Origin of the sequence: Mycobacterium sp. ACS4054, assembly GCF_001667275.1 — a bacterium.
Taxonomy (GTDB): Bacteria; Actinomycetota; Actinomycetes; order Mycobacteriales; family Mycobacteriaceae; genus Mycobacterium.
The window spans coordinates 1-20,382 of sequence record NZ_LZHV01000019.1 but is presented as its reverse complement, the minus strand read 5'-3'; the positions used below and the strand labels follow the sequence as shown (position 1 = coordinate 20,382).

The window sequence follows — 20,382 nt, the reverse complement described above, 5'->3', positions numbered from 1 at the left end:
CTCTGTAGCCCCTCCACGATTCAGAAGAGAGTGACAGATATGACTGAGGCTGTAAAGGTCCGCTTCGAGCCGAAGATGATGATCGACGGCAAGCTCGTCGACGGGCAGGCCGGCACCTTCACGAACATCAACCCGGCCACCGAGGAGCCGCTCGGGGAGGTGGCCGACGCCTCCAAGGAGGACATGCACCGGGCGATCGACGCCGCCCGGCGCGCCTTCGACGAGACCGACTGGTCGACGAACCGCGAGCTGCGCAAGCGTTGCCTGCTGCAGCTGCACGAGGCGATCGAATCGGAGAAGGAAGAGCTGCGCGAGGAGCTCATCCTCGAGGTCGGTTCCCCGCGGGCCATCACGTTCGGGCCGCAGCTGGACGCCCCGCTGGAAGACGGCCTGCGCTATCCCGCCCGGTTGATCGACGACTACGCCTGGGAAACCGACCTGGGCGACAAGGTCATCAGCCTGACCGGCACCCTGACCACCCGCAAGGTCTGGCGCGAGCCGGTCGGCGTGGTCGGCGCGATCGTGCCGTGGAACTTCCCGTTCGAGGTCACCATCAACAAGCTCGGCCAGGCGCTGGCGACCGGCAACACCGTGGTGCTCAAGCCGGCGCCCAACACCCCGTTCAACGCGACCCGCCTCGGCCGGCTGATCGCCGAGAAGACCGACATCCCCGCGGGCGTCGTCAGCGTCGTCACCGCGTCGGATCACTTTGTGGGCGAAGAACTTACGTTGTCGCCGAAGGTCGACCTGATCTCGTTCACCGGGTCGACCGTGGTCGGGCAGCGGATCATGGAAAAGGGCGCGGCCACCATGAAGCGGCTGTTCCTGGAGCTCGGCGGCAAGTCGGCCACCATCGTGCTCGAGGACGCCGACTTCGGCATGGCGTGTGCCATCGGCATCGCGCCGTGCATGCACGCCGGGCAGGGCTGCGCGAACCCCACCCGGATGCTGTTGCCGCGGTCCCGCTACGACGAGGGCGTCGAGATTCTCAAGAGCATCTACGAGAACGTCACGTGTGGCGACCCGCAGGACGCGGGAACGCTGTGCGGCCCGGTGATTTCGGAGGTACAACGCAACCGGGTGATGGGCTACATCCGCAAGGGCGTCGAAGAGGGCGCGACGGCGCTGGTCGGCGGGCCGGACGCGCCCACCGGCTTCGACAAGGGATTCTTCGTGCGGCCAACGCTTTTCGTCGACGTGGATAACTCGATGACGATCGCCCAGGAGGAGATCTTCGGGCCGGTGCTCTCGGTCATCCCGTTCGACGACGAAGAGGACGCGATCCGGATCGCCAACGACAGCAAGTACGGATTGGCGGGCAACGTGATGTCGGGCTCGCTGGAGCACTCGCTGGCCGTGGCCCGGCGAATCCGGGCCGGCTTCATGGGCGTCAACGGCGGCGCACCGTACGGCGCCGACACCCCGTTCGGCGGCTACAAGTACAGCGGCGTGGGACGCCAGAACGGTGTAGCCGGTTTCGACCAGTACACCGAGATCAAGTCGGTGGCCTATCCCGCGGTGTGAGGCTCAGTTCGTCGAGATTGCCGTCATGGCCGCGAGTTTTGGCTCGATCGCGACCGCGGCGGCAATCTCGGCGTGAGTCAGGCGGGCGCGACCGGCCGTTTCAGGGTGCAGACGATGCTCCACTCGAAGTAGTGGTCCCCGCCCTTGTCGTAGTCCTTGAAGCCGCGGGCAACCTGGGTGCGTTGCACCGACGACCCCACTATCTCCCAACCCTGTTGGCCGTAGGCCTGCGTGAGGCGGTTCGCCTCGTCCAGCACCGCCTGCAGGGATTCGTTCGTGTACGAGACGAACGTGCTCTCCCATTGCTGGGGATACCAATTGCCGTCCGAAGCCAGCCACCAGCCTGGGCCGGGTGAAGGGTTGCTCACCGGGGCACCCTACGACGCCGAGGCTCGCGGAAAGTTGAACCGCACATGACGGGGTGCCGAAGAGCTGGCAATCGGAAGACCATCTGATCGTCCAAACCCACCCCCGCCCGCGACCTCCCAACGCGTTGGTTGACAATCGAGGGCAAGGCTCACTTTCACCGATACCCGAGGTTCTAGCGTCAAAGGAGACACAACCATGGCTGAAGCCGTCATCGTCGAGGCAGTGCGCTCACCGATCGGCAAGCGCAACGGCGGCCTGTCCGGGGTGCACCCGGCCGACCTGTCCGCGCAGGTGCTCAACGGGTTGGTGGAACGGGCGGGCGTCGACCCCGAGCTCGTCGACGACGTCATCTGGGGCTGCGTCATGCAGGCCGGCGAGCAGGCCCTCGACATCGGCCGCACCGCCCTGCTGGCGGCCGGCTGGCCGGAGAGCGTCCCGGGGGTGACCGTCGACCGCCAGTGCGGCTCGAGCCAGCAGTCCATTCACTTCGCCGCGGCCGGCGTGGTGGCCGGGCACTACGACGTCGTCGTGGCCGGCGGGGTGGAGTCGATGTCGCGCACCCCGATGGGATCGTCACTGGCCAACGGCGGGCGGCCCTACCCGCAGACCTTCCTGGACCGCTACCAGGGGCGGATCCCCAACCAGGGCATCGGCGCGGAGATGATCGCCGAGCAGTGGGGATTCGACCGCACCGCGCTCGACGAGTTCTCGCTGGGCTCGCACGAAAAGGCCGCAGCCGCACAGGATTCGGGTGCGTTCGACGACCAGATCGTGGGCATCAAGGATCAGGACGGCAACGTGGTGCTGAAGGATGAGGGCATCCGCCGCGGCACCCCGATGGAAAAGATGGCGTCGCTGAAGCCGGCGTTCAAGGAGGACGGCGTGATCCACGCCGGGAATTCGTCGCAGATCTCCGACGGTTCGGCCGCGATCCTGTTCATGTCGGCCGAGAAGGCGAAGGAGTTGGGCCTCAAGCCGATCGCGAAGGTGCACACCGCGACCCTGGCGGGCGCCGACCCGGTGATCATGCTGACCGCGCCCATCCCGGCCACCCAGAAGGTGCTGAAGCGCTCCGGGCTGTCCATCGGCGACATCGGGGCCTACGAGGTCAACGAGGCGTTCGCCCCGGTCCCGCTGGCGTGGCTGAAAGACATTGGCGCCGACGAGAAGAAGCTCAACCCCAACGGTGGGGCCATCGCGCTGGGTCACCCGCTGGGCGGTTCCGGCGCGCGGATCATGACAACGTTGCTGCATCACATGCGGGACAAGGGAATTCGCTACGGCCTGCAGACGATGTGCGAGGGTGGTGGCCAGGCCAACGCCACCATCGTGGAGCTGTTGTGACCGACGCCGAGGCGCCGGCGGTGTTGGTCGAGCGCCGCGGCAATGTCATGGTGATCACCATCAACCGGCCCGAGGCCCGCAACGCGGTCAACGGTGCCGTCAGCATCGGCGTCGGCGACGCCCTCGACGAGGCGCAGCACGATCCCGAGGTGCGGGCCGTGGTGATCACCGGCGCCGGTGACAAGTCGTTTTGCGCCGGCGCCGACCTCAAGGCGATCTCCCGCCGGGAGAACCTCTATCACCCCGACCATGGCGAGTGGGGCTTCGCCGGTTACGTGCACCACTTCATCGACAAGCCCACCATCGCGGCGGTCAACGGCACGGCGCTGGGCGGGGGCACCGAACTGGCCCTGGCCAGCGACCTGGTGGTGGCCGACGAGCGGGCCAAGTTCGGACTGCCGGAGGTCAAGCGCGGACTCGTCGCGGCCGCCGGCGGCGTCTTCCGGATCGTGCAGCAACTGCCGCGCAAGGTGGGGATGGAGCTGCTGCTGACCGGCGAGCCGATCACCGCCGAGGACGCCTTCGAGTGGGGCCTGATCAATCAGGTTGTCAAGGAGGGCTCGGTGCTCGAGGCCGCCCTGGCGCTGGCCGCGCGGGTGACCGTCAACGCGCCGCTGTCGGTGCAGGCCAGCAAGCGCATCGCCACCGGGGTCGACAACGGCGTCGTCACCGACGAGGAGGCGGGCTGGCGGCGCACCATGGACGAGATGCGCGACCTCATCCGGTCGGAAGACGCCAGGGAAGGGCCGCTGGCGTTCGCCGAGAAGCGCGAGCCGGTGTGGAAGGCGCGCTAGTAGCGATCTAACTCGCCAGGACGTTCACCCCGCGCCGAAACACGCCGGGCAGCAGCGTGCACGCCGGCACGATGGCGCGGCGCGTCACCGGTGGGACGCTGGCCAGCACCAAGGCCCGGGTGAGCAGGCGGTAGTTGCGGGTAATCCGTTGCCACGCAGGCTCATACGACGACGGGTTCTCGTCGACGATGGCGGCGACGGCCGCGGCGGCCTGCTTGACGGCCAGGCTGATGCCCTCGCCGGTCAACGCATCCTCGTAGCCGGCCGCGTCGCCGACCAGCAGCACCCGCCCGGCGACCCGGCGCGAGACCACCTGCCGCAACGGGCCGCAGCCGCGCGCCTCCCCGCGGTCGGCGCCCGCGAGCTGCCCGGCGAGCTCGGGGAACCAGGCCAGGTCGGGCCGGCCCCCCGACAGGATCGCGACGCCCACCAGATCCGGCTCGACCGGCGTCACGTACGCCTCGCCCCAGCGCGACCAGTGCACCTCGACGAATTCCGACCACGCCGGCACGCGGAAATGCCAGCGCACGCCGTAGCGTCGCGGCGTTCCGGCCGTCGCCGCGATTCCGACGGCCCGCCTCAGCGGTGAGTGCAGTCCGTCGGCGGCCACCAACCATTTCGCGCGCACGCCCGCGGCCGTCACCCCGTGAGCATCCTGTTGCACACCGGTCACCCGTGCCCGAATCCATTCGGCGTCTTGCTCTTTCGCGCGAGCGGCCAGCGCAGCGTGCAGCGTGGTGCGGCGCACGCCCCGGCCGGGCCCGTTGCGGAACCGCGCCTGCGCGCGGCGGTGTTCGTTGACGTAGGCGATGCCGTGAAACGGCATGCCGGCCGGGTCGACCCCGAGCGACATCAGCTCGGCGAGCCCACCGGGCATCAGGCCCTCGCCGCACGCCTTGTCGATGGGGCCCTCCCGCGGGTCGGCGACGATCACCGAAAGTCCGTGCCGGCGAGCGTGTAACGCCGTGGCCAGGCCCCCCGGCCCGCCGCCGACGATCAACAGGTCGGTGTCGTAGTCGCTCACGTGTAGCCCAGAGCCGAGTTCTCGACCCGCAGCCGCACCCTCAGCAGCACCGCGTTGGCCAGGGTGAAAAGGGCCGCGGTCAGCCAAGCCGTGTGCACCAACGGCAGCGCCAACCCCTCAGCCACCACTGCAACATAGTTCGGATGGTGCAGCCACCGGTAGGGCCCCTCGCGCACCAGCGGGGCCTGCGGCAGCACGATCACCCGGGTGTTCCACCGCCGACCCAGCGTGGCGATGCACCACCAGCGCAGGCCCTGGCTCAGCGCCACCACCGCCAGCATCGGCCACCCCAGCCATCCAAGGAACGGCCGGTGCAGGGCCCACGGCTCCAGAACGCAGCCGACCAGCAGCGCGGTGTGGATGACCACCATCACCGGATAGTGCGGCCGACCAAACTCCTTGGCGCCCTGGGCAAAAGACCACTGCGCGTTGCGCTTGGACACCACCAGTTCCGCCACGCGTTCGATGCCGACCGCCAGAACCAGCAGGTAATACATGTCTCCACTATCTCTTGACCGGGACTCCCGTACCGGGTCCACGATGCCGCTGCCGCGGGGGTTCAACCCCGCGAGCGTAACGGCATGGCGAAAATCCGGCCCGAAAATCGCCGTGGCCTTACGTCCGCGCTCGGCGGCCCGTGCCCGCCAGGTTTGCGTTGGCCGTCGCCGGGCTAGGTTGGAGACATGCGGATCCTCGTCACCGGCGCCACCGGCTATGTCGGATCGCGGCTGGTCACGGCGCTGCTGGCGGACGGGCACGACGTCGTGGCCGCCACCCGAAACCCCGAGCGCCTGCGGCGGTTCGGCTGGTTCGACGAGGTCACGCCCGTGACGCTGGACGCCGCCGACCCCGCGTCGACCCGAGCGGCCTTCGCCGGCGCGGGCCCCGTCGAGGTGGTCTATTACCTGGTGCACGCCATCGGTCAGCCCGGCTTTCGCGACGCCGACAAGGCCGCGGCCGCCAACGTGGCCGCCGCGGCCCGCGACGCCGGTGTGCGGCGCATCGTCTACCTGGGCGGATTCGTGCCCGCCGACGAGGTCCTGTCCGAGCACCTGACCAGCCGCGCCGAGGTGGCCGAGGCGCTGACGGTCCCGGACGGCCCGGAGCTGGTGTGGCTGGGCGCCGCGATGATCATCGGTGCCGGTTCTACGTCGTTCGAGATGATGCGCTACGTGGGAGACCGATTCCCGGTCATGCCGATCCCGCGCTGGATGGACAACCCGATCGACCCGATCTCCATCCGCGACGTGCTGCACTACCTCGTCGCCGCGGCAGACCCCGACCTGCTGCCGGCGGGGGCGTACGACATCTGCGGGCCGGACACCACCTCCTACCGCGAGCTGCTGAAGACGTACGCGCGCATCTCCGGCCGGTGGCACGCCGGGTTGCCGGTCGGCAGGGTCGACACCGGGCTGGCGTCGCTGATCACCGGCGTCGCGCTGCCGGTGCCGCCCGGGCTGGCCGGGGATCTGGTCGAATCGCTGGACCATCCGATGGTGGCGTCCGAGAGCGATCTGCGCGATCGGGTGCCCGACCCGCCCGGTGGGTTGCTCGGCGTCGAGGAAGCCATTGCCCTAGCCTTGGCCGATCAGACGAATCGCCCGTCCCCGGTCAACGCCCTGGCCGATCCCCATCACCTGGCCAACACCGATCCCGTGTGGGCCGGGGGCGACGCGCGCCGCATCCGCCACGTCGCGCGCCGGCTCACCCCACCCGTCGTGCGCCCGGCGCTGCGGCTGGTGGGAATGGTCCCCGGCCCGGTGGCTGGAGCGCTTCGAACCGGTCTCGACCTGTTGATAGCCCTGACTCCGAAGGTGCATCCCGCATGAGCCAGTCCACCGCCCCGTCCGACACCGGCGCGCTGTCCGAGTGGTGGCGCGCCCTCACCAAAGTCGCTGTGCCCCACCATGAGTCGCCCGCAGTGGTGCGGCGTCGACGGGTCATCGTGGCCGTCACGGTGGTCGTCGGCGCCGCGGTGCTCGGCTTCTCGCTGCGCCGTCACCCGGGCGATTCGAGCTTCTACTGGCTGACCCTGGCGCTGGCCGGGGTGTGGGTCGTCGGCGGGTTCGCCTCCGGCCCGCTGCACCTGGGCGGCATCTGCTGGCGCGGCCGCAACCAGCGGCCGGTCATCACCGGGACTGCTATCGGCCTGCTGCTCGGTGCGATCTTCATAGTCGGCGGGTTGATCGCCCGGGAGATCAGACCCGTGGCCGAGCTGATCACTCGGGTGCTGGAATACGCCCACCACGGCTGGTATCCGGTGATCGTGGCGATCACGCTCGTCAACGGCGTGGCCGAGGAAGTGTTCTTCCGCGGCGCGCTGTACACCGCCCTGGGCCGCTACCACCCGGTCGTGATCTCGACGATCCTGTACACCTTCGCGACGCTGGCCAGCGGCAACCCGATGCTCGGTTTCGCCGCGATCATCCTGGGGACGGTGTGCGCGTTCGAGCGCCGGGCGACCGGCGGCGTCCTGGCGCCGGTGCTCACCCACCTGGTGTGGGGGCTGATCATGGTCCTGGTGCTGCCCCCGATGTTCGGCGTCTAGACGCCGTCCGAACCGACGACCTCGCGGGCCAGCGCGCGCATGGCGGCGGCGTGGGCCGGCCGCGCGGCCAGCCAGTATGCCCGGCCCGGCAGGCCCCTCGGCAGGAAGATCGACCGCTGGGTGTAGCGGCTGCCGCCGCCGTCCTGCGGCGTGACCGTGATCTCGAGCCATTGCCGTCCCGGCGCGCGCCTGGTCGAGCGCAGCCGCAGCAGGGTTCCCGGCGCGCGTTCCTCGACCCGCCAGCCGCCGGGGAGCGAAGTCACGGCGGCCTCCGCCGACTTCCAGAGGGCGCCGGGCTCGGTGGTGGTGTCGACGGTGCGCGCGTCGGTGTAGACGATCTCGCCCGCCCAGTCCGGGTCCGACGGCAGCGCCTCCGCCGGTTCGGATTGCAACGACGACCACGAGGGTTCCGGGACGCCGTGCGCGGCGCGGTCCAGCGCCAGTTCGACGGCCCGGCGGTAGCCGGTCAGGCCGCCGGGCGGTGGTTCGATGATGCCGTCGACGTCGTGGTCGCGCATGACCGCGTCGCATTCCAGCGATTCGATCAGCGGCCGCGCCAGCCCGGGCGGGATCGGCGTCACCGTTCCCACCCAGAGGCTGGCGATCGTGGGCGTCAGAAACGGCAGCACGATCAGGTAGCGCTTGCCCAACCCCGCCGCGTCGGCGTAGATGCGCATCATGTCGCCGTACTCCAGGACGTCGGGTCCGCCCACGTCCCAGGTGCGCGAGGACGGCACCGCCGCCGTGGCCGCGGCGACGAGGTAGTAGAGCACGTCGCGCACCGCGATCGGCTGGATCTTGTTGTGCACCCACTTCGGTGTGGTCATCACCGGCAACCGGTCGGTGAGGTGCCGGATCATCTCGAACGACGCCGAGCCCGAACCGACCACGACGCCGGCCTGCAGCACGACGGTTTCGATGCCCGAGGCGATGAGCGCGTCGCCGACGGCCGTCCGCGATTCGAGGTGGGGTGAGAGCCGGCGGCCCTCGGGATGCAGCCCGCTGAGATAGACGATGCGCCGCACCCCGGTGCGCCGCGCCGCGGTCACGACGTTGCGCACGGCGCGCGTCTCTTCGTCGGCGAAATCCTTGGCCGTGCCCATCGAGTGGACGAGGTAGTAGACGACGTCGATGCCGTCGAACGCGGCGACCAGCGAATCGACGTCGGCGAGGTCGCCGCGCGCGACCTCGGCCCGGTCCCGCCAGGGCACGTCCGCCAACTTGGCCGGGTCGCGGGCCAGGGCGCGGACCCCGTGGCCTTCGTCCAGGAGTCGCGGCGCGAGCCGGGCGCCGATGTAGCCGGTCGCCCCGGTCACGAGACAGCGAAGCTGTCCAGCCATGGATTCTCCGTTCGTCGTCTGCCAATTATTCGGACCCGACGACGGGGAGGATTACCGGCCTGGGCCACCCGTAAGCGTGCCGGGCTCAGCGGTCGGTGAACTCCGGCGCGCGCCGCTGCTGGAAAGCGGTTGCGCCCTCGATGAAATCGGGCGATCGCAGCAGCACGGCCTGCCCCTCGTATTCGCGGTGCAAGGCCGGATCCAGCTGGGGGAGCGTGGCCGCGTTGATGGCCAGCTTCGTCTTGCCGAACGCCACGGCGGGGCCGGTCAGCAGCCTCGCGATCACCTTGTCCACCTCGGCCTCGAATTCGTCGGCCGGGTAGACCGCGCTCACCAGCCCCCAGGACAGCGCCTCGGCGGCCGGCAGGCGTTCGGGCAGCAGCGCCATGCGCATCGCCCGGATGCGGCCGACCGCGGCGGCGACCAGCGCGGACGCGCCACCGTCGGGCATCAGCCCGATCTTGGTGAAGGCGAGCATGAAAAACGCGCTCTCCGAGGCCAATACGACGTCGCACGCCAGCGCCAGGGACACACCGACGCCGGCCGCCGGACCCTGAACCACGGCCACCACCGGGTGCGGCGCCGACGCGATCGCGCGGATCAGCCGGTTGATCTCGAGGACGATCTCGTCCGGGGGGATGCCGGCACCGGAGACGTCGTCGGCGCCGATGCCCGCCCCGGAACAGAAGCCGCGACCCGCGCCGCCGAGGCGCACCACCTTCACCTCGGGATCGGTGGCGGCACGTTCCATCGCGTCGGCGATGCCGGTAATCACCGGCACGGTCAGCGAATTGAGGCTGTCGGGACGGTCGATGGTCACCGACAGCACGCCGTCGGACAGCGTGACGGAAAGGCCCGCGACGGGAGCGAGGGTGTCGATTGCGGATTGCGGCATGGGCTCACCCTAAGTGAGGCCGATCCGGGGCGGCTGCGAAGATGCCAACTACAACGGGCGTCAGGGCAGACGAAAGGTCGGTGCAATAGTGGCTGGACCGCTGAAGGGACTTCGCGTCGTCGAGTTGGCCGGCATCGGGCCGGGTCCGCACGCGGCGATGATCCTGGGAGACCTGGGGGCCGACGTGGTGCGCATCGACCGGCCGTCCACCGGACCGGGCGGGGCCGCGAAGGACGCCATGCTGCGCAACCGGCGCGTCGTCACGGTCGACCTCAAGTCCGACGAGGGGCGGGCCACCGTGCTCAAGCTCGTCGCCAAAGCCGACGTGTTGATCGAGGGCTTCCGGCCCGGCGTCACCGAGCGGCTCGGCCTCGGCCCGGAGCAGTGCGCCGAAGTCAACGAGCGGCTGATCTACGCCCGGATGACCGGCTGGGGGCAGACCGGACCCCGCAGCCAGCAGGCGGGCCACGACATCAACTACATCTCGCTGAACGGGATCCTGCACGCCATCGGCCGGGCGAACGAGCGCCCGGTTCCGCCGCTGAACCTCGTCGGCGACTTCGGCGGCGGCTCGATGTTCCTGCTCGTCGGGATCCTGTCCGCATTGTGGGAGCGGCAGAACTCCGGCAAGGGTCAGGTGATCGACGCCGCCATGGTCGACGGCTCCAGCGTGCTGATCCAGATGATGTGGGCCATGCGGGGGCTGGGCATGTGGACCGACGTGCGCGGCACCAACATGCTCGACGGCGGCGCACCCTATTACGACACCTACGAGTGCGCCGACGGGCGTTACGTCGCCGTCGGCGCCATCGAGCCACAGTTCTACGCGGCCATGCTGGCCGGCCTGGGTTTGGACGCGGCGAACCTGCCGCCGCAGAACGACGTCACCCGCTGGCCCGAGTTGCGCGGGGCGCTGACGGCGGCCTTCGCGGCGCACGACCGCGACCACTGGGCCAAGGTGTTCGCCGATTCCGACGCCTGCGTGACCCCGGTGCTGGCGTTCGGCGAGGTGCACACCGAGCCGCACATCACCGAGCGCAAGACGTTCTACGACGCCGACGGCGGCCTGCAGCCGCTGCCCGCCCCGCGGTTCTCCCGCACCACGCCCGACGTGCCGCGCCCGCCGGCGGCGCCGCTGCCCGACGCCGAGGCCGTGCTGAACGACTGGGTATAGTCGCCAACCAACTGGTTGGCTGGAATCCCGAGAAAGGACTCGCATGGAAATCAAGGACGCCGTCGCCGTCGTCACCGGGGGCGCCTCGGGCCTGGGCCTGGCCACCACCAAGCGGCTGCTGGACGCCGGCGCGCAGGTCGTGGTCATCGACCTGCGGGGCGAGGAGGCGGTCCAAGAGCTCGGCGAGCGCGCCCGGTTCGTCGAGGCCGACGTGACCGACGAGGCCGCCGTGGGCAAGGCGCTGGACACCGCCGAGTCGCTGGGCCCGCTGCGCATCAACGTCAACTGCGCGGGCATCGGCAACGCCATCAAGACGCTGTCCAAGGACGGGCCGTTCCCCCTGAACGGGTTCAAGAAGGTGATCGAGGTCAACCTGATCGGCACGTTCAACGTGCTGCGGCTGGCGGCCGAGCGCATCGCGAAGACCGAACCGATCGGCGAGGAGCGCGGCGTCATCATCAACACCGCCTCGGTCGCCGCGTTCGAGGGCCAGATCGGCCAGGCCGCCTACTCGGCGTCCAAGGGCGGGGTCGTCGGCATGACGCTGCCCATCGCGCGCGACCTGTCGCGGGAGCTGATCCGCGTGGTGACGATCGCTCCCGGCTTGTTCAAGACCCCGCTGCTGGGATCGCTGCCCGAGGAGGCGCAGGCGTCGCTCGGCAAGCAGGTGCCGCACCCGGCCCGGCTGGGTGATCCCGACGAGTACGGCGCGCTCGCCGTGCACATCATCGAAAACCCGATGCTCAACGGCGAGGTGATCCGCCTCGACGGCGCGATCCGCATGGCGCCGCGCTGAGACCCGCAGACACGAAAGCCCCCCGCGACGAGCGGGGGGCTTTCGTAGCAGAGAGAAAACCTATTTACGGAACCATCGACTGACGGCGGGTTCGGCCATCAGCAGGCGTGCGAGCATGCTCATGGTCGTACCTCAGCTCGCCGCTTGCAGTTCGTCGAACTGCTCGGAGGTCTCGCCTTCCACCAGCACGTCGCCGTGGTAGAGGGCTTCGAAGTCAACCTTGATGACGTCGGCACTTGTGTCGTCGATCCACATGACACTGAGCGTATGGGCCACCATTAAGGAATCTTTGAGTCACGATTCGGAAAATGGTGGCAATTTACCGGCGGGTAGGTTGTACACCGTCGAGCGCGGCATTTAGCCCCTTGACCTGCTTAGTTGCCGCACAATTTTCTGGCCGGACTCTTAGCGTCGCAGCGGTTTAGAACGTCGCGATTGAACCCCGCAGCCGCCGCCTTCCGTGTTTAAGAACGACTCTGTTTGACGCGTGAAAACTAGCGTTTGTTACGTTGTCGCAGGTAAGCCAGCGCCAGGTGCGATCGGCACCGGCGGCGGAAGGGCTGAAAATGCTGCAGGGGATCGCCCGCATGGCCATCGCGGCGCCGCGCCGCATCATCGCGTTGGGTGTCCTCGTCTTCATCGCCGCCGCCGTGTTCGGCATCCCCGTCGCCAAGAGCCTGTCCCCCGGCGGGTTCCAGGACCCGGATTCGGAGTCCGCCCGCGCGATCGGTGTGCTGAGCGACAAGTTCGGCCAGAGCGGTCAGCAGCTGCTGATCCTGGTGACGGCCCCCGGGGGCACCGACAGCGAACAGGCCCGCGACGTCGGCACCGACCTGGTCCACCAGTTGCAGGCGTCGCCGCTGGTGTACAACGTGACGTCGCCGTGGACGGTCCCGCCGCAAGCGGCGGCCGACCTGGTCAGCCGCGACGGCAAGTCGGGCCTGCTGATCGTCAACCTCAAAGGCGGCGAAAACTACGCCCAGAGCAACGCCCAGACCCTCGCGGACCAATTCATCCACGACCGGGACGGCGTCACCGTGCGCGCCGGCGGCGCCGCGATGCAGTACGCCCAGATCAACACGCAGAACCAGGCCGACCTGCTGGTGATGGAGATGATCGCGCTGCCGCTGAGCTTCCTGATCCTGATCTGGGTCTTCGGCGGGCTGCTGGCGGCGGCGCTGCCGATGGCGCTGGGCGCCCTGGCGGTCGTCGGCTCGATGACCGTGCTGCGGCTGATCACGTTCACCACCGAGGTGTCGATCTTCGCGCTCAACCTGAGCACCGCGTTGGGCCTGGCGCTGGCCATCGACTACACCCTGCTGATCGTCAGCCGCTACCGCGACGAGCTGGCCGAGGGCAGCGACCGGGACGAGGCGCTGATCCGGACCATGGCCACCTCCGGGCGCACGGTGTTGTTCTCCGCGGTCACCGTGGCGTTGTCCATGTCGGCGACCGTGGCGTTCCCGATGTACTTCCTCAAGTCGTTCGCCTACGCCGGCGTGGCGACCGTGGCCTTCGTCGCGACCGCCTCGATCGTGATAACCCCGGCCGCCATCGTGCTGCTGGGCCCCCGGTTGGACGCACTGGACGTGCGCCGGCTGATGCGCCGCGTGTTCCGGCGTCCGGAGCCGGTGCACAAGCCGGTCGAGCAGCTGTTCTGGTACCGGTCGACCAAGTTGGTGATGCGCCGCTGGGCCCCGATCGGTCTCACCGTCGTCGCGCTGCTGTTGCTGCTCGGGTCGCCGTTCATGGGGGTGAAGTGGGGCTTCCCGGACGACCGGGTGCTGCCACGTTCGGCGTCGTCCCATCAAGTCGGCGACCGACTGCGCAACGACTTCGCGCACGACTCCGCGACGGCCGTGCCGATCGTCGTCCCCGACGCGCGCGGCCTGAACCCCGCCGACCTCGACTCCTACGCCGCCGCCTTGTCGCGGGTGCCCGACGTGTCGGCGGTGTCGGCCCCCGGCGGGACGTTCGCCGGCGGCAACCGGACGGCGCCCCCGGCCGGGGCCACCGGGCTGGCCGACGGCAGCGCCTTCTTGACCGTCAGCAGCACCGCCCCGCTCTTCTCCCCGGCGAACGAGGCACAACTCAAGCGGCTGCACGAGGTGCCCGGGCCGGCGGGCCGATCAGTGATGATGGGCGGGGTCGCCCAGGTCAACCGCGACAGCGTCGACGCCGTCACCGACATCCTGCCGCTGGTCCTCGGGCTGATGGCCGCGGTCACCTTCGTGTTGCTGTTCCTGCTCACCGGCAGCGTGCTGCTGCCGGCCAAGGCGCTCGCCTGCAACTTCCTGTCGCTGACCGCCGCGTTCGGCGCGCTGGTGTGGATCTTTCAGGACGGGCACCTGGGCGCGCTCGGAACCACACCGAGCGGCACGCTGGTCAACAACATGCCGGTGCTGCTGTTCTGCATCGCGTTCGGGCTGTCGATGGACTACGAGGTGTTCCTGCTCTCGCGGATCCGCGAGTACTGGCTCGCGTCCGGCGCCGCCCGGCCGGCACGGCCGAGCGCGAAGGAGGCGCACGCCGCCAACGACGAGAGCGTCGCGCTCGGCGTCGCCCGCACCGGGCGGGTGATCACGGCGGCCGCGTTGGTGATGTCGATGTCCTTCGCCGCGCTGATCGCCGCCCACGTGTCCTTCATGCGGATGTTCGGCCTCGGCCTGGTGCTCGCCGTCTTCGCCGACGCCACGCTGGTGCGGATGGTCGTCGTGCCGGCGTTCATGCACGTGATGGGCCGGTGGAACTGGTGGGCGCCCAAGCCACTGGCGTGGCTGCACGATCGGTTCGGCATCAGCGAGTCGGGGGCGGGCGCCGACCGCGTCGAGCCGGCCCAGCTCGACGCGGGCCCGCTCGCCGAACCCGTGCCCAACGTCGGTTGAGGCGGCGGTCGGTCCGTCGCACCTATCCTTTGGCCAGAGTCGGATTTGGCCACGAGTCGGAAGGTGACTGTATGACAACGGCGGTGGACAACCCGTTCTTCGCGCGCATCTGGCCCGTCGTCGCCACCCACGAAACCGACGCGATCCGGGCCCTGCGGCGGGAGAATCTGGCCGGGCTGTCGGGGCGGGTGCTGGAAGTCGGCGCGGGGATCGGGACGAACTTTCCCCACTACCCGGAGTCGGTACGCGAGGTGGTCGCGGTGGAGCCCGAGCCGCGGTTGGTGGCCCAGGCCCGGGCCGCGGCCGACGTGGTGCCCGTGCGCGTCGTGGTGACGGACCAGACGGCCGAAGGGGTCAGCGGCGACGAGCCGTTCGACGCGGTGGTGTGCTCACTGGTGTTGTGCTCCGTGCGCGACCCGGACGACGTGCTGCGCCGCCTGTACGCGTTGCTGCGGCCGGGCGGGGAGCTGCGCTACCTCGAGCATGTGGCCAGCGCCGGCGCCCGCGGCCGCCTGCAGCGGTTCGCGGACGCGACGCTGTGGCCCAGGTTGTTCGGCAACTGCCACACCCACCGCGACACTGAGCGCGCGATCGTCGATGCCGGCTTCGAGGTCGACGTTTCCCGGCGCGAGCTCACGTTGCCGCCGTGGGCGCCGTTGCCGGTGTCGGAACTCCTGCTGGGCCGCGCCCGCAAGCCGTAGTTCGCGCCGGACTATCCCAGCAGGGCGGGCAGCCGCTGCAGCAATCCGGGCAGCGCCTGGCTGGCCGTCTCGCGGATGCTGATCGTCGCGTTTCTGGACAGCGGCGTGACCTCGGGGTTGACCTCGATGACGGCCGTGCCGCGCGCCAGGGCCAGCTCGGCCAGCCCGGCCGCCGGGTAGACGATGGCCGAGGTTCCGACGACTACCATCACGTCGGCGGCCTCGGTCGCCTCGACGGCGCGCTGCCATGGCCCCTCGGGCAGCGGCTCACCGAACCACACGATGTCCGGCCGGATCAGGCCGCCGCAGTGGCAGACCGGCGGCTCCACTTCCAGCGTCGGCTCGGGCATCTTGGGTAGGGCGCCGGTGTAAGGCATATTGCAACGGTCGCAACGGAATTCGAACAGGCTGCCGTGCAGGTGGTGAACCGGCATGCTGCCGGCGCGCTCGTGCAAGTCGTCGACGTTCTGGGTGATGACGCTGACCTCGGCGCCGTCCTGCCAGGCGGCGATGGCGCGGTGGCCCGTGTTGGGCGCAACGTCGGCTACCAGGTAGTGACGCCACAAATACCAGCCCCAGACCCGTTCCGGATTGGCGCGCCAACCTTGCGTGCTGGACAGCTCGTAGGGGTCGAAGCGGGCCCACAGCCCGTTCTTGTCGTCACGAAAAGTCGGCACCCCGCTCTCCGCGGAGATCCCCGCGCCGCTCAGCACCGCTACTCGCATCCCACAAAGATAGCCGCGCGTGGGACATACTGAAGACGTGGAGCTGCGGGATTTGCTGAAGGTCGACGTGAAGGCGGGCAAGCCGCTGTTCGACCAGCTCAGGACCCAAGTCATCGACGGCGTCCGCGCCGGCGCGCTGCCGCCCGGGACCCGGCTTCCGACCGTGCGCGACCTGGCCGGCCAGCTGGGGGTCGCCGCGAACACCGTCGCCCGGGCCTATCGGGAACTGGAGTCGGCGGCGATCGTCGAAACGCGGGGGCGCTTCGGCACGTTCATTTCGCGCTTCGACCCGACGGACGCGGCGATGGCCGCGGCCGCCAAGGAGTACGTCGAGGTGGCCCGGGCGCTGGGGCTGACCAAGTCCGACGCGATGCGCTATCTCACCAACGTGCCGGAAGACTGAGCCGAAACCGGCTGATACTCAACGCAATACCTTCGCCAGGGTGCGCAGGTTTCGCGTCGTCGTCGAGGACTTGTAGCGCGGTTTGCCCATGGTCTTGCCGATCGTGCTGTCCAGGGTGGCGCCCTTGCGGACCTGCCAATAGACGACGCCGTCGCCCCGGGCGATCTTCTCGTCGTCGGCCGCGCCCAGCCCGGCGAGCTCGTCGAGCACCGCCGGTTCGGCGACGAAGGTGACGTAGGACTGATAGCCGTCCACCTCGGGCTCGAACGGGTAGGCGTCGACGACGGCCCGCACCGCTTCGAGGTCGTAGACCAGCACCCACGCGTCGTAGCCGAAGCTTTCGCGCAGCGCGGCCTCGGCCTTCTTGCGCACCGACGGCGCCCGGGCGGATGACTCCAGCAGGACGTTTCCGGTGGCCAGGATGGTGCGGACATCGGCGAATCCTGCGTCGGTCAACGCGCTCGCGACCTCGGCCATCTTGAGGTTGACGCCGCCGACGTTGACGCCGCGCAGGAACGCCGCATATTTGGTCATGCCCCGATTTCACCACGACGTAGGCTCTTGCCATGGGACGCCAAGTCTTCGACGACAAGCTGTTGGCCGTGATCAGTGGCAACTCCCTCGGGGTGCTGGCCACCATCAAACGCGACGGGCGGCCCCAACTGTCGAATGTCAGCTACCACTTCGACCCGCGTGACCTGGCGGTGCGGGTGTCCATCACCGAGCCGCGGGCCAAGACCCGCAACCTGCGCCGCGACCCGCGGGCGTCGATCCTGGTCGACGCCGACGACGGGTGGTCGTATGCGGTGGCCGAGGGCACGGCGATACTGACGCCGCCGGCGGCCGCCCCCGGCGACGACACGGTCGAGGCGCTGATTGCGTTGTACCGCAACATCGCCGGCGAACACCCCGACTGGGACGAATACCGGCAGGCGATGGTCACCGATAGGCGGGTGTTGCTGACCCTGCCGATCGCGCACGTGTACGGCATGCCGCCCGGCGTGCGGTAGCCGCCCCTTTTCGACGGTCCCGGGCTAGGCTGCCGGTATGGCTGAATCGAAGTCGCCCGACGCGCCGGCATCGGACGACGACACCAAGCGCAAGTTCCGTGAGGCCCTCGACCGCAAGATGGCCAAGTCGTCGGGCGGGTCCGACCACAAGAACAGTGGCGACAAGCAGTCGCGGGCGCACGGCCCGGTGGAGAACCGCCGCGAATTCCGCCGCAAGAGCGGGTGATCGACGCCCGTCATGCGTTGCGCGGCAACGGCTTCAGCCTTTCGGCGGGGCGAATAGGCCGATCGAGGGGTCGTCTTGGCCGGGTCTGCCGCGCAGGCTTCCCCGGGTGCTGGGGTGTCCGAAGTTCACCTGGGACGGGTCGTTCTGGTATGCCCAGTCCGCCACGATGGTGCGGCGACGGAACTTCCAGCGGCCGTCGTGTTTGGTGTACTCGTCCAGGTAGCGGCCCCCGATGAGGACGTCCAGGTCGTGGTCCGGCCCGGCGAACGTGTGGAACACCAGGCAGTAGATCTCACCGCGGGCCTCCTCGCCGTCGATCGCGAAGTTCGTCGTGGTGATGTTGTGTTGGGAGACACGCACATACGGTTCGGCGGCCCGCAGCTGGGCGATGAACTCTTCGACGCCGCCCGTCGAGAACGAGCCGTGCGCGTCGGTCGCGTCGGGGTGATAAAGGGCCCGTAACGCCTCGTAGTCGGCACGGTCGACGGCCCGGCAGTAAGCGGTGACGAGGGCGTGCAGTTCGTCGCGGGCCAGCATCAGCGCCAGTCGGGCCTCGTCCACCACCCGGTCACGATAACCCGGTGGTCATCTGATTGGCGCGCAGTAGTCTGTTCCAAAGGTGCCCCACGGAAGGGTTGATCGTTGACGGTGAAACTGTGGCTCGCTCAAGATCCCGAGGCCGACGAGCTGCTGGACGAGAATCCGCTGGCCCTGCTCATCGGGATGGTTTTGGATCAACAGGTGCCCTTCGAGACGGCCTTCGCTGGGCCGAAGAAGATCGCCGACCGGATGGGCGCCTTCGGTGCTCATGAGATCGCCGAATACGACCCCGACAAATTCGCCGCGCTGTGCTCGGAAAGGCCTGCGATACACCGCTTTCCGGGATCCATGGCCAAACGCATCCAGGCCCTGGCCCAGATCATCGTGGACACCTACGACGGCGACGCCGCCGGCTTGTGGAAGCACGGCGACCCCGACGGCGCGGAGTTGCTGCGGCGAATCAAGGGGCTGCCCGGCTTCGGCGAGGTCAAGGCGCAGATCTTCCTGGCGTTGCTGGGCAAGCAGTACGGCGTCAACGTCAAGGGCTGGCGCGCGGCGGCCGGGCAGTTCGGCAAGGCCGGCACGCACATTTCCGTCGCCGACATCGTCGACGCGCAATCGATGGCCGAAGTGCGTTCCTACAAAAAGCAGATGAAGGCAGCAGCCAAGGGTGAGAAGGGAAGGGCGGCAACGTGAAGACACACCTGACGTGTCCGTGCGGGGAAGCCATCGTCGGCAAGGATGAGGACGAGTTGGTCGAACTGACCCAGGCGCACCTGGCCAGCGATCATCCGGGTCTCGAGTACGACCGCGACGCGATCCTGTTCATGGCCTACTAGCCGCCGGGGAAAAAGCGAGCGCGCGTGCCCCCCCAAGGGGGCACGCGCGCCCTGGGTCTGGCCCTACGGCACCACCGTGGAGCCGATCGTGGGCATGAACTGGCACTGCTTTTCCTTGGTGGTGACCTGCCCGAAAATGGTCGACATGATGCTGCCCGACCCGGTGTCGGCGATCGCGGTCAGCGTCGTCGGCCCGTCGGCGTTGATGTCGGTGCGCGGCTTGAGCGCCACCGTGCCCGACTTGCCCGTGGTCAGGTTCACCCACGTGACATTCAGCGGCAGCTTTTGCACCTCGGCCGGGCCGGGGGTGCCGACGGCGGTGAACACGTAGGCGGTCTGCCCGGGGCCCGGCCCGGGGGTCGGGATCTTCGCCGGCCCCGCCACCGACAGCGCGGTGGCGATGGCGCTGGTGCCGTCCGCCAGGCAGTTGGTGCCGATCGAGGGGTACATGAAGTCCTGCGTGGGCGGGGCGTCAGGGCCGAAACCCGGAGCCGCCGCCGGGGCGGGTGCGGCGTCCGGCGCCGGTGCGGCCGACGGTGCGGCCGCGGCCGGCGTGGGCGGCACGGGCGCGGGCGCCGCGACGGGTGCGACGGTGCCGGGCGCGGGTGCCGCGACGGGTGCGACGGTGCCGGGCGCGGGTGCCGACGGGGCCGGCGGCGCGGCGACCGGTCCGGGACCGGCCGCGTGTGCGGGGTCGATGCCGGCCGGCAGGTGGGCCTGCGGTGCGGCCGGGGTAGCGGCGACCGGCCCCGGGCCCGCCGCGTGCGCGGGGTCGATGCCGGTCGGCAGGTGTGACTGGGCGCCGGGTTCGACGCCCGCGGCGGGGACGTGCGGAACGGGCGCACCGTCGGGAAGCGCCGTGCCGGGATCGGCCGGTGCGCCCGGCATCGCCAGGAACTGGTTCACCGACTGGGCAACGTTCCGGGACTCGCCCGGCGCGCCCTGGTTGTGGCTGAAGGCCTGCGCTGCGGCCATCAGCAGCTGGGTGGCCTGCCCGGGGTTGGTGGCGGCCTGCTGAATGATCGGGCTCAGCTGCGACAGCGCCGGCAGGCCCGGGAGTTCTTGAGTCGAGTTCGGTTGCGGTGCCGCCGGATCGGCCGCCGCCGGGGGGGGGGGGGCCCCCCCCCCCCCCCCCCCCCCCGCCCCCCCCCCCCCCCCCCCCCCCCACGCCGCGACCCCCGCGAGCGCCGAGGCGAGCATGCCGAGGAACCCGAATCCCGGTTGATGCTGGAGACCGCGACCGAG

The 20,382-nt window shown here is 69.7% G+C and carries 23 protein-coding genes and 1 pseudogene; 14 read left to right on the top strand and 10 right to left on the bottom strand.

Annotated elements, in window-relative coordinates:
• Nucleotides 1-39: 39 nt before the first annotated feature.
• Complete coding sequence (locus A5730_RS04575; protein ID WP_067896247.1) at nucleotides 40-1,524, top strand: aldehyde dehydrogenase family protein; 1,485 nt, start codon at nucleotides 40-42, stop codon at nucleotides 1,522-1,524.
• Between the two features lie 77 nt (nucleotides 1,525-1,601).
• Here the strand turns inward: A5730_RS04575 and A5730_RS04570 are convergent, their stop codons facing one another.
• Nucleotides 1,602-1,892 (bottom strand): hypothetical protein, encoded by a 291-nt coding sequence (locus A5730_RS04570; protein WP_067896243.1) that lies wholly within the window; start codon nucleotides 1,890-1,892, stop codon nucleotides 1,602-1,604.
• A gap of 196 nt (nucleotides 1,893-2,088) precedes the next feature.
• On the opposite strand from A5730_RS04570, the gene A5730_RS04565 reads away from it, so the two are divergent.
• Both A5730_RS04565 and A5730_RS04560 read left to right on the top strand, forming a co-directional pair.
• Nucleotides 2,089-3,237 carry a thiolase family protein gene (locus A5730_RS04565; protein WP_067896240.1) on the top strand — a complete coding sequence of 383 codons (1,149 nt, stop codon included), beginning with the start codon at nucleotides 2,089-2,091 and terminating at the stop codon, nucleotides 3,235-3,237.
• Between the two features lie 47 nt (nucleotides 3,238-3,284).
• Entirely contained in the window at nucleotides 3,285-4,031 is a 747-nt protein-coding gene (locus A5730_RS04560; protein ID WP_067896278.1) for a crotonase/enoyl-CoA hydratase family protein, read from the top strand.
• Between the two features lie 7 nt (nucleotides 4,032-4,038).
• Here the strand turns inward: A5730_RS04560 and A5730_RS04555 are convergent, their stop codons facing one another.
• Both A5730_RS04555 and A5730_RS04550 read right to left on the bottom strand, forming a co-directional pair.
• On the bottom strand, nucleotides 4,039-5,055 hold the full coding sequence (locus A5730_RS04555; RefSeq protein ID WP_067896237.1) for an NAD(P)/FAD-dependent oxidoreductase: 1,017 nt from the start codon (nucleotides 5,053-5,055) through the stop codon (nucleotides 4,039-4,041).
• Nucleotides 5,052-5,552: an isoprenylcysteine carboxyl methyltransferase family protein gene (locus A5730_RS04550; protein WP_067896234.1), complete on the bottom strand. Its 501-nt coding sequence runs from the start codon at nucleotides 5,550-5,552 to the stop codon at nucleotides 5,052-5,054. The genes A5730_RS04555 and A5730_RS04550 overlap by 4 nt, the downstream gene beginning before the upstream one ends.
• 186 nt (nucleotides 5,553-5,738) lie before the next feature.
• On the opposite strand from A5730_RS04550, the gene A5730_RS04545 reads away from it, so the two are divergent.
• Nucleotides 5,739-6,884 (top strand): NAD(P)H-binding protein, encoded by a 1,146-nt coding sequence (locus A5730_RS04545; RefSeq protein WP_067896231.1) that lies wholly within the window; start codon nucleotides 5,739-5,741, stop codon nucleotides 6,882-6,884.
• Nucleotides 6,881-7,603, top strand: coding sequence for a CPBP family intramembrane glutamic endopeptidase (locus A5730_RS04540; protein ID WP_067896228.1), 723 nt, complete (start codon nucleotides 6,881-6,883; stop codon nucleotides 7,601-7,603). Before A5730_RS04545 ends, A5730_RS04540 begins: the two co-directional genes overlap by 4 nt.
• Here A5730_RS04540 and A5730_RS04535 read toward each other — a convergent pair.
• Nucleotides 7,600-8,943 (bottom strand): DUF2867 domain-containing protein, encoded by a 1,344-nt coding sequence (locus A5730_RS04535; RefSeq protein WP_067896225.1) that lies wholly within the window; start codon nucleotides 8,941-8,943, stop codon nucleotides 7,600-7,602. The two genes, A5730_RS04540 and A5730_RS04535, sit on opposite strands and share 4 nt — an antisense overlap.
• An 85-nt stretch (nucleotides 8,944-9,028) precedes the next feature.
• Entirely contained in the window at nucleotides 9,029-9,838 is an 810-nt protein-coding gene (locus A5730_RS04530) for an enoyl-CoA hydratase (RefSeq protein WP_067896221.1), read from the bottom strand.
• 88 nt (nucleotides 9,839-9,926) lie between these two features.
• Here A5730_RS04530 and A5730_RS04525 point away from each other — a divergent pair, with 88 nt between their 5' ends.
• Together A5730_RS04525 and A5730_RS04520 are read left to right on the top strand one after the other, a co-directional pair.
• Complete coding sequence (locus A5730_RS04525) at nucleotides 9,927-11,012, top strand: CaiB/BaiF CoA-transferase family protein (protein ID WP_067896218.1); 1,086 nt, start codon at nucleotides 9,927-9,929, stop codon at nucleotides 11,010-11,012.
• A 43-nt stretch (nucleotides 11,013-11,055) separates the two neighbouring features.
• Nucleotides 11,056-11,808 carry a 3-hydroxyacyl-CoA dehydrogenase gene (locus A5730_RS04520; protein WP_067818905.1) on the top strand — a complete coding sequence of 251 codons (753 nt, stop codon included), beginning with the start codon at nucleotides 11,056-11,058 and terminating at the stop codon, nucleotides 11,806-11,808.
• A 132-nt stretch (nucleotides 11,809-11,940) separates the two neighbouring features.
• On the opposite strand, the gene A5730_RS25295 is transcribed toward A5730_RS04520, so the two are convergent.
• A complete protein-coding gene (locus A5730_RS25295) occupies nucleotides 11,941-12,063 on the bottom strand; it encodes a hypothetical protein (protein ID WP_003878506.1) in 123 nt (40 codons plus the stop codon).
• A gap of 311 nt (nucleotides 12,064-12,374) precedes the next feature.
• On the opposite strand from A5730_RS25295, the gene A5730_RS04515 reads away from it, so the two are divergent.
• Together A5730_RS04515 and A5730_RS04510 are read left to right on the top strand one after the other, a co-directional pair.
• The gene (locus A5730_RS04515; protein ID WP_067896216.1) at nucleotides 12,375-14,693 is read left to right on the top strand and encodes an MMPL family transporter; all 2,319 of its coding nucleotides are present in this window, start codon (nucleotides 12,375-12,377) and stop codon (nucleotides 14,691-14,693) included.
• Between the two features lie 71 nt (nucleotides 14,694-14,764).
• A complete protein-coding gene (locus A5730_RS04510) occupies nucleotides 14,765-15,394 on the top strand; it encodes a bifunctional 2-polyprenyl-6-hydroxyphenol methylase/3-demethylubiquinol 3-O-methyltransferase UbiG (protein ID WP_067896213.1) in 630 nt (209 codons plus the stop codon).
• Nucleotides 15,395-15,405: 11 nt separating this feature from the next.
• On the opposite strand, the gene A5730_RS04505 is transcribed toward A5730_RS04510, so the two are convergent.
• The gene (locus A5730_RS04505; protein ID WP_067896210.1) at nucleotides 15,406-16,119 is read right to left on the bottom strand and encodes an NAD-dependent deacylase; all 714 of its coding nucleotides are present in this window, start codon (nucleotides 16,117-16,119) and stop codon (nucleotides 15,406-15,408) included.
• A 37-nt stretch (nucleotides 16,120-16,156) separates the two neighbouring features.
• Here A5730_RS04505 and A5730_RS04500 point away from each other — a divergent pair, with 37 nt between their 5' ends.
• Nucleotides 16,157-16,522 (top strand): GntR family transcriptional regulator, encoded by a 366-nt coding sequence (locus tag A5730_RS04500; protein ID WP_055398860.1) that lies wholly within the window; start codon nucleotides 16,157-16,159, stop codon nucleotides 16,520-16,522.
• An 18-nt stretch (nucleotides 16,523-16,540) separates the two neighbouring features.
• Here the strand turns inward: A5730_RS04500 and A5730_RS04495 are convergent, their stop codons facing one another.
• Nucleotides 16,541-17,056 (bottom strand): DUF1697 domain-containing protein, encoded by a 516-nt coding sequence (locus tag A5730_RS04495; protein WP_067896207.1) that lies wholly within the window; start codon nucleotides 17,054-17,056, stop codon nucleotides 16,541-16,543.
• Nucleotides 17,057-17,088: 32 nt separating this feature from the next.
• Between A5730_RS04495 and A5730_RS04490 the strand changes: the two genes are divergently transcribed.
• Both A5730_RS04490 and A5730_RS04485 read left to right on the top strand, forming a co-directional pair.
• A complete protein-coding gene (locus A5730_RS04490) occupies nucleotides 17,089-17,532 on the top strand; it encodes a PPOX class F420-dependent oxidoreductase (RefSeq protein ID WP_055398857.1) in 444 nt (147 codons plus the stop codon).
• Nucleotides 17,533-17,569: 37 nt separating this feature from the next.
• Nucleotides 17,570-17,758, top strand: coding sequence for a DUF5302 domain-containing protein (locus tag A5730_RS04485; RefSeq protein WP_055398855.1), 189 nt, complete (start codon nucleotides 17,570-17,572; stop codon nucleotides 17,756-17,758).
• A 33-nt stretch (nucleotides 17,759-17,791) separates the two neighbouring features.
• Here A5730_RS04485 and A5730_RS04480 read toward each other — a convergent pair whose 3' ends face one another.
• Nucleotides 17,792-18,295, bottom strand: a complete 504-nt coding sequence (locus A5730_RS04480; RefSeq protein WP_067896275.1) for a nuclear transport factor 2 family protein — start codon at nucleotides 18,293-18,295, stop codon at nucleotides 17,792-17,794.
• A 111-nt stretch (nucleotides 18,296-18,406) separates the two neighbouring features.
• Here A5730_RS04480 and A5730_RS04475 point away from each other — a divergent pair, with 111 nt between their 5' ends.
• A complete protein-coding gene (locus tag A5730_RS04475) occupies nucleotides 18,407-18,994 on the top strand; it encodes an HhH-GPD-type base excision DNA repair protein (RefSeq protein ID WP_067896204.1) in 588 nt (195 codons plus the stop codon).
• Nucleotides 18,991-19,137 (top strand): DUF1059 domain-containing protein, encoded by a 147-nt coding sequence (locus A5730_RS04470; RefSeq protein ID WP_067277197.1) that lies wholly within the window; start codon nucleotides 18,991-18,993, stop codon nucleotides 19,135-19,137. The genes A5730_RS04475 and A5730_RS04470 overlap by 4 nt, the downstream gene beginning before the upstream one ends.
• Nucleotides 19,138-19,200: 63 nt before the next feature.
• On the opposite strand, the pseudogene A5730_RS04465 reads toward A5730_RS04470, so the two are convergent.
• Nucleotides 19,201-20,247, bottom strand: a pseudogene (locus A5730_RS04465) (hypothetical protein); the annotation flags it as partial.
• Between the last annotated feature and the right edge of the window lie 135 nt (nucleotides 20,248-20,382).

What these genes read in the sequence shown, in the direction of transcription:
- A5730_RS04535 (WP_067896225.1), bottom strand. Translation starts at nt 8,943, where the DNA reads ATGGCTGGACAGCTTCGCTGTCTCGTGACCGGGGCGACCGGCTACATC.
- A5730_RS04480 (WP_067896275.1), bottom strand. Translation starts at nt 18,295, where the DNA reads ATGCTGGCCCGCGACGAACTGCACGCCCTCGTCACCGCTTACTGCCGG.
- A5730_RS04485 (WP_055398855.1), top strand. Translation starts at nt 17,570, where the DNA reads ATGGCTGAATCGAAGTCGCCCGACGCGCCGGCATCGGACGACGACACC.
- A5730_RS04540 (WP_067896228.1), top strand. Translation starts at nt 6,881, where the DNA reads ATGAGCCAGTCCACCGCCCCGTCCGACACCGGCGCGCTGTCCGAGTGG.
- A5730_RS04510 (WP_067896213.1), top strand. Translation starts at nt 14,765, where the DNA reads ATGACAACGGCGGTGGACAACCCGTTCTTCGCGCGCATCTGGCCCGTC.
- A5730_RS04520 (WP_067818905.1), top strand. Translation starts at nt 11,056, where the DNA reads ATGGAAATCAAGGACGCCGTCGCCGTCGTCACCGGGGGCGCCTCGGGC.
- A5730_RS04550 (WP_067896234.1), bottom strand. Translation starts at nt 5,552, where the DNA reads ATGTATTACCTGCTGGTTCTGGCGGTCGGCATCGAACGCGTGGCGGAA.
- A5730_RS04495 (WP_067896207.1), bottom strand. Translation starts at nt 17,056, where the DNA reads ATGACCAAATATGCGGCGTTCCTGCGCGGCGTCAACGTCGGCGGCGTC.
- A5730_RS04490 (WP_055398857.1), top strand. Translation starts at nt 17,089, where the DNA reads ATGGGACGCCAAGTCTTCGACGACAAGCTGTTGGCCGTGATCAGTGGC.
- A5730_RS04515 (WP_067896216.1), top strand. Translation starts at nt 12,375, where the DNA reads ATGCTGCAGGGGATCGCCCGCATGGCCATCGCGGCGCCGCGCCGCATC.
- A5730_RS04575 (WP_067896247.1), top strand. Translation starts at nt 40, where the DNA reads ATGACTGAGGCTGTAAAGGTCCGCTTCGAGCCGAAGATGATGATCGAC.
- A5730_RS04530 (WP_067896221.1), bottom strand. Translation starts at nt 9,838, where the DNA reads ATGCCGCAATCCGCAATCGACACCCTCGCTCCCGTCGCGGGCCTTTCC.
- A5730_RS25295 (WP_003878506.1), bottom strand. Translation starts at nt 12,063, where the DNA reads ATGTGGATCGACGACACAAGTGCCGACGTCATCAAGGTTGACTTCGAA.
- A5730_RS04505 (WP_067896210.1), bottom strand. Translation starts at nt 16,119, where the DNA reads ATGCGAGTAGCGGTGCTGAGCGGCGCGGGGATCTCCGCGGAGAGCGGG.
- A5730_RS04545 (WP_067896231.1), top strand. Translation starts at nt 5,739, where the DNA reads ATGCGGATCCTCGTCACCGGCGCCACCGGCTATGTCGGATCGCGGCTG.
- A5730_RS04560 (WP_067896278.1), top strand. Translation starts at nt 3,285, where the DNA reads ATGGTGATCACCATCAACCGGCCCGAGGCCCGCAACGCGGTCAACGGT.
- A5730_RS04565 (WP_067896240.1), top strand. Translation starts at nt 2,089, where the DNA reads ATGGCTGAAGCCGTCATCGTCGAGGCAGTGCGCTCACCGATCGGCAAG.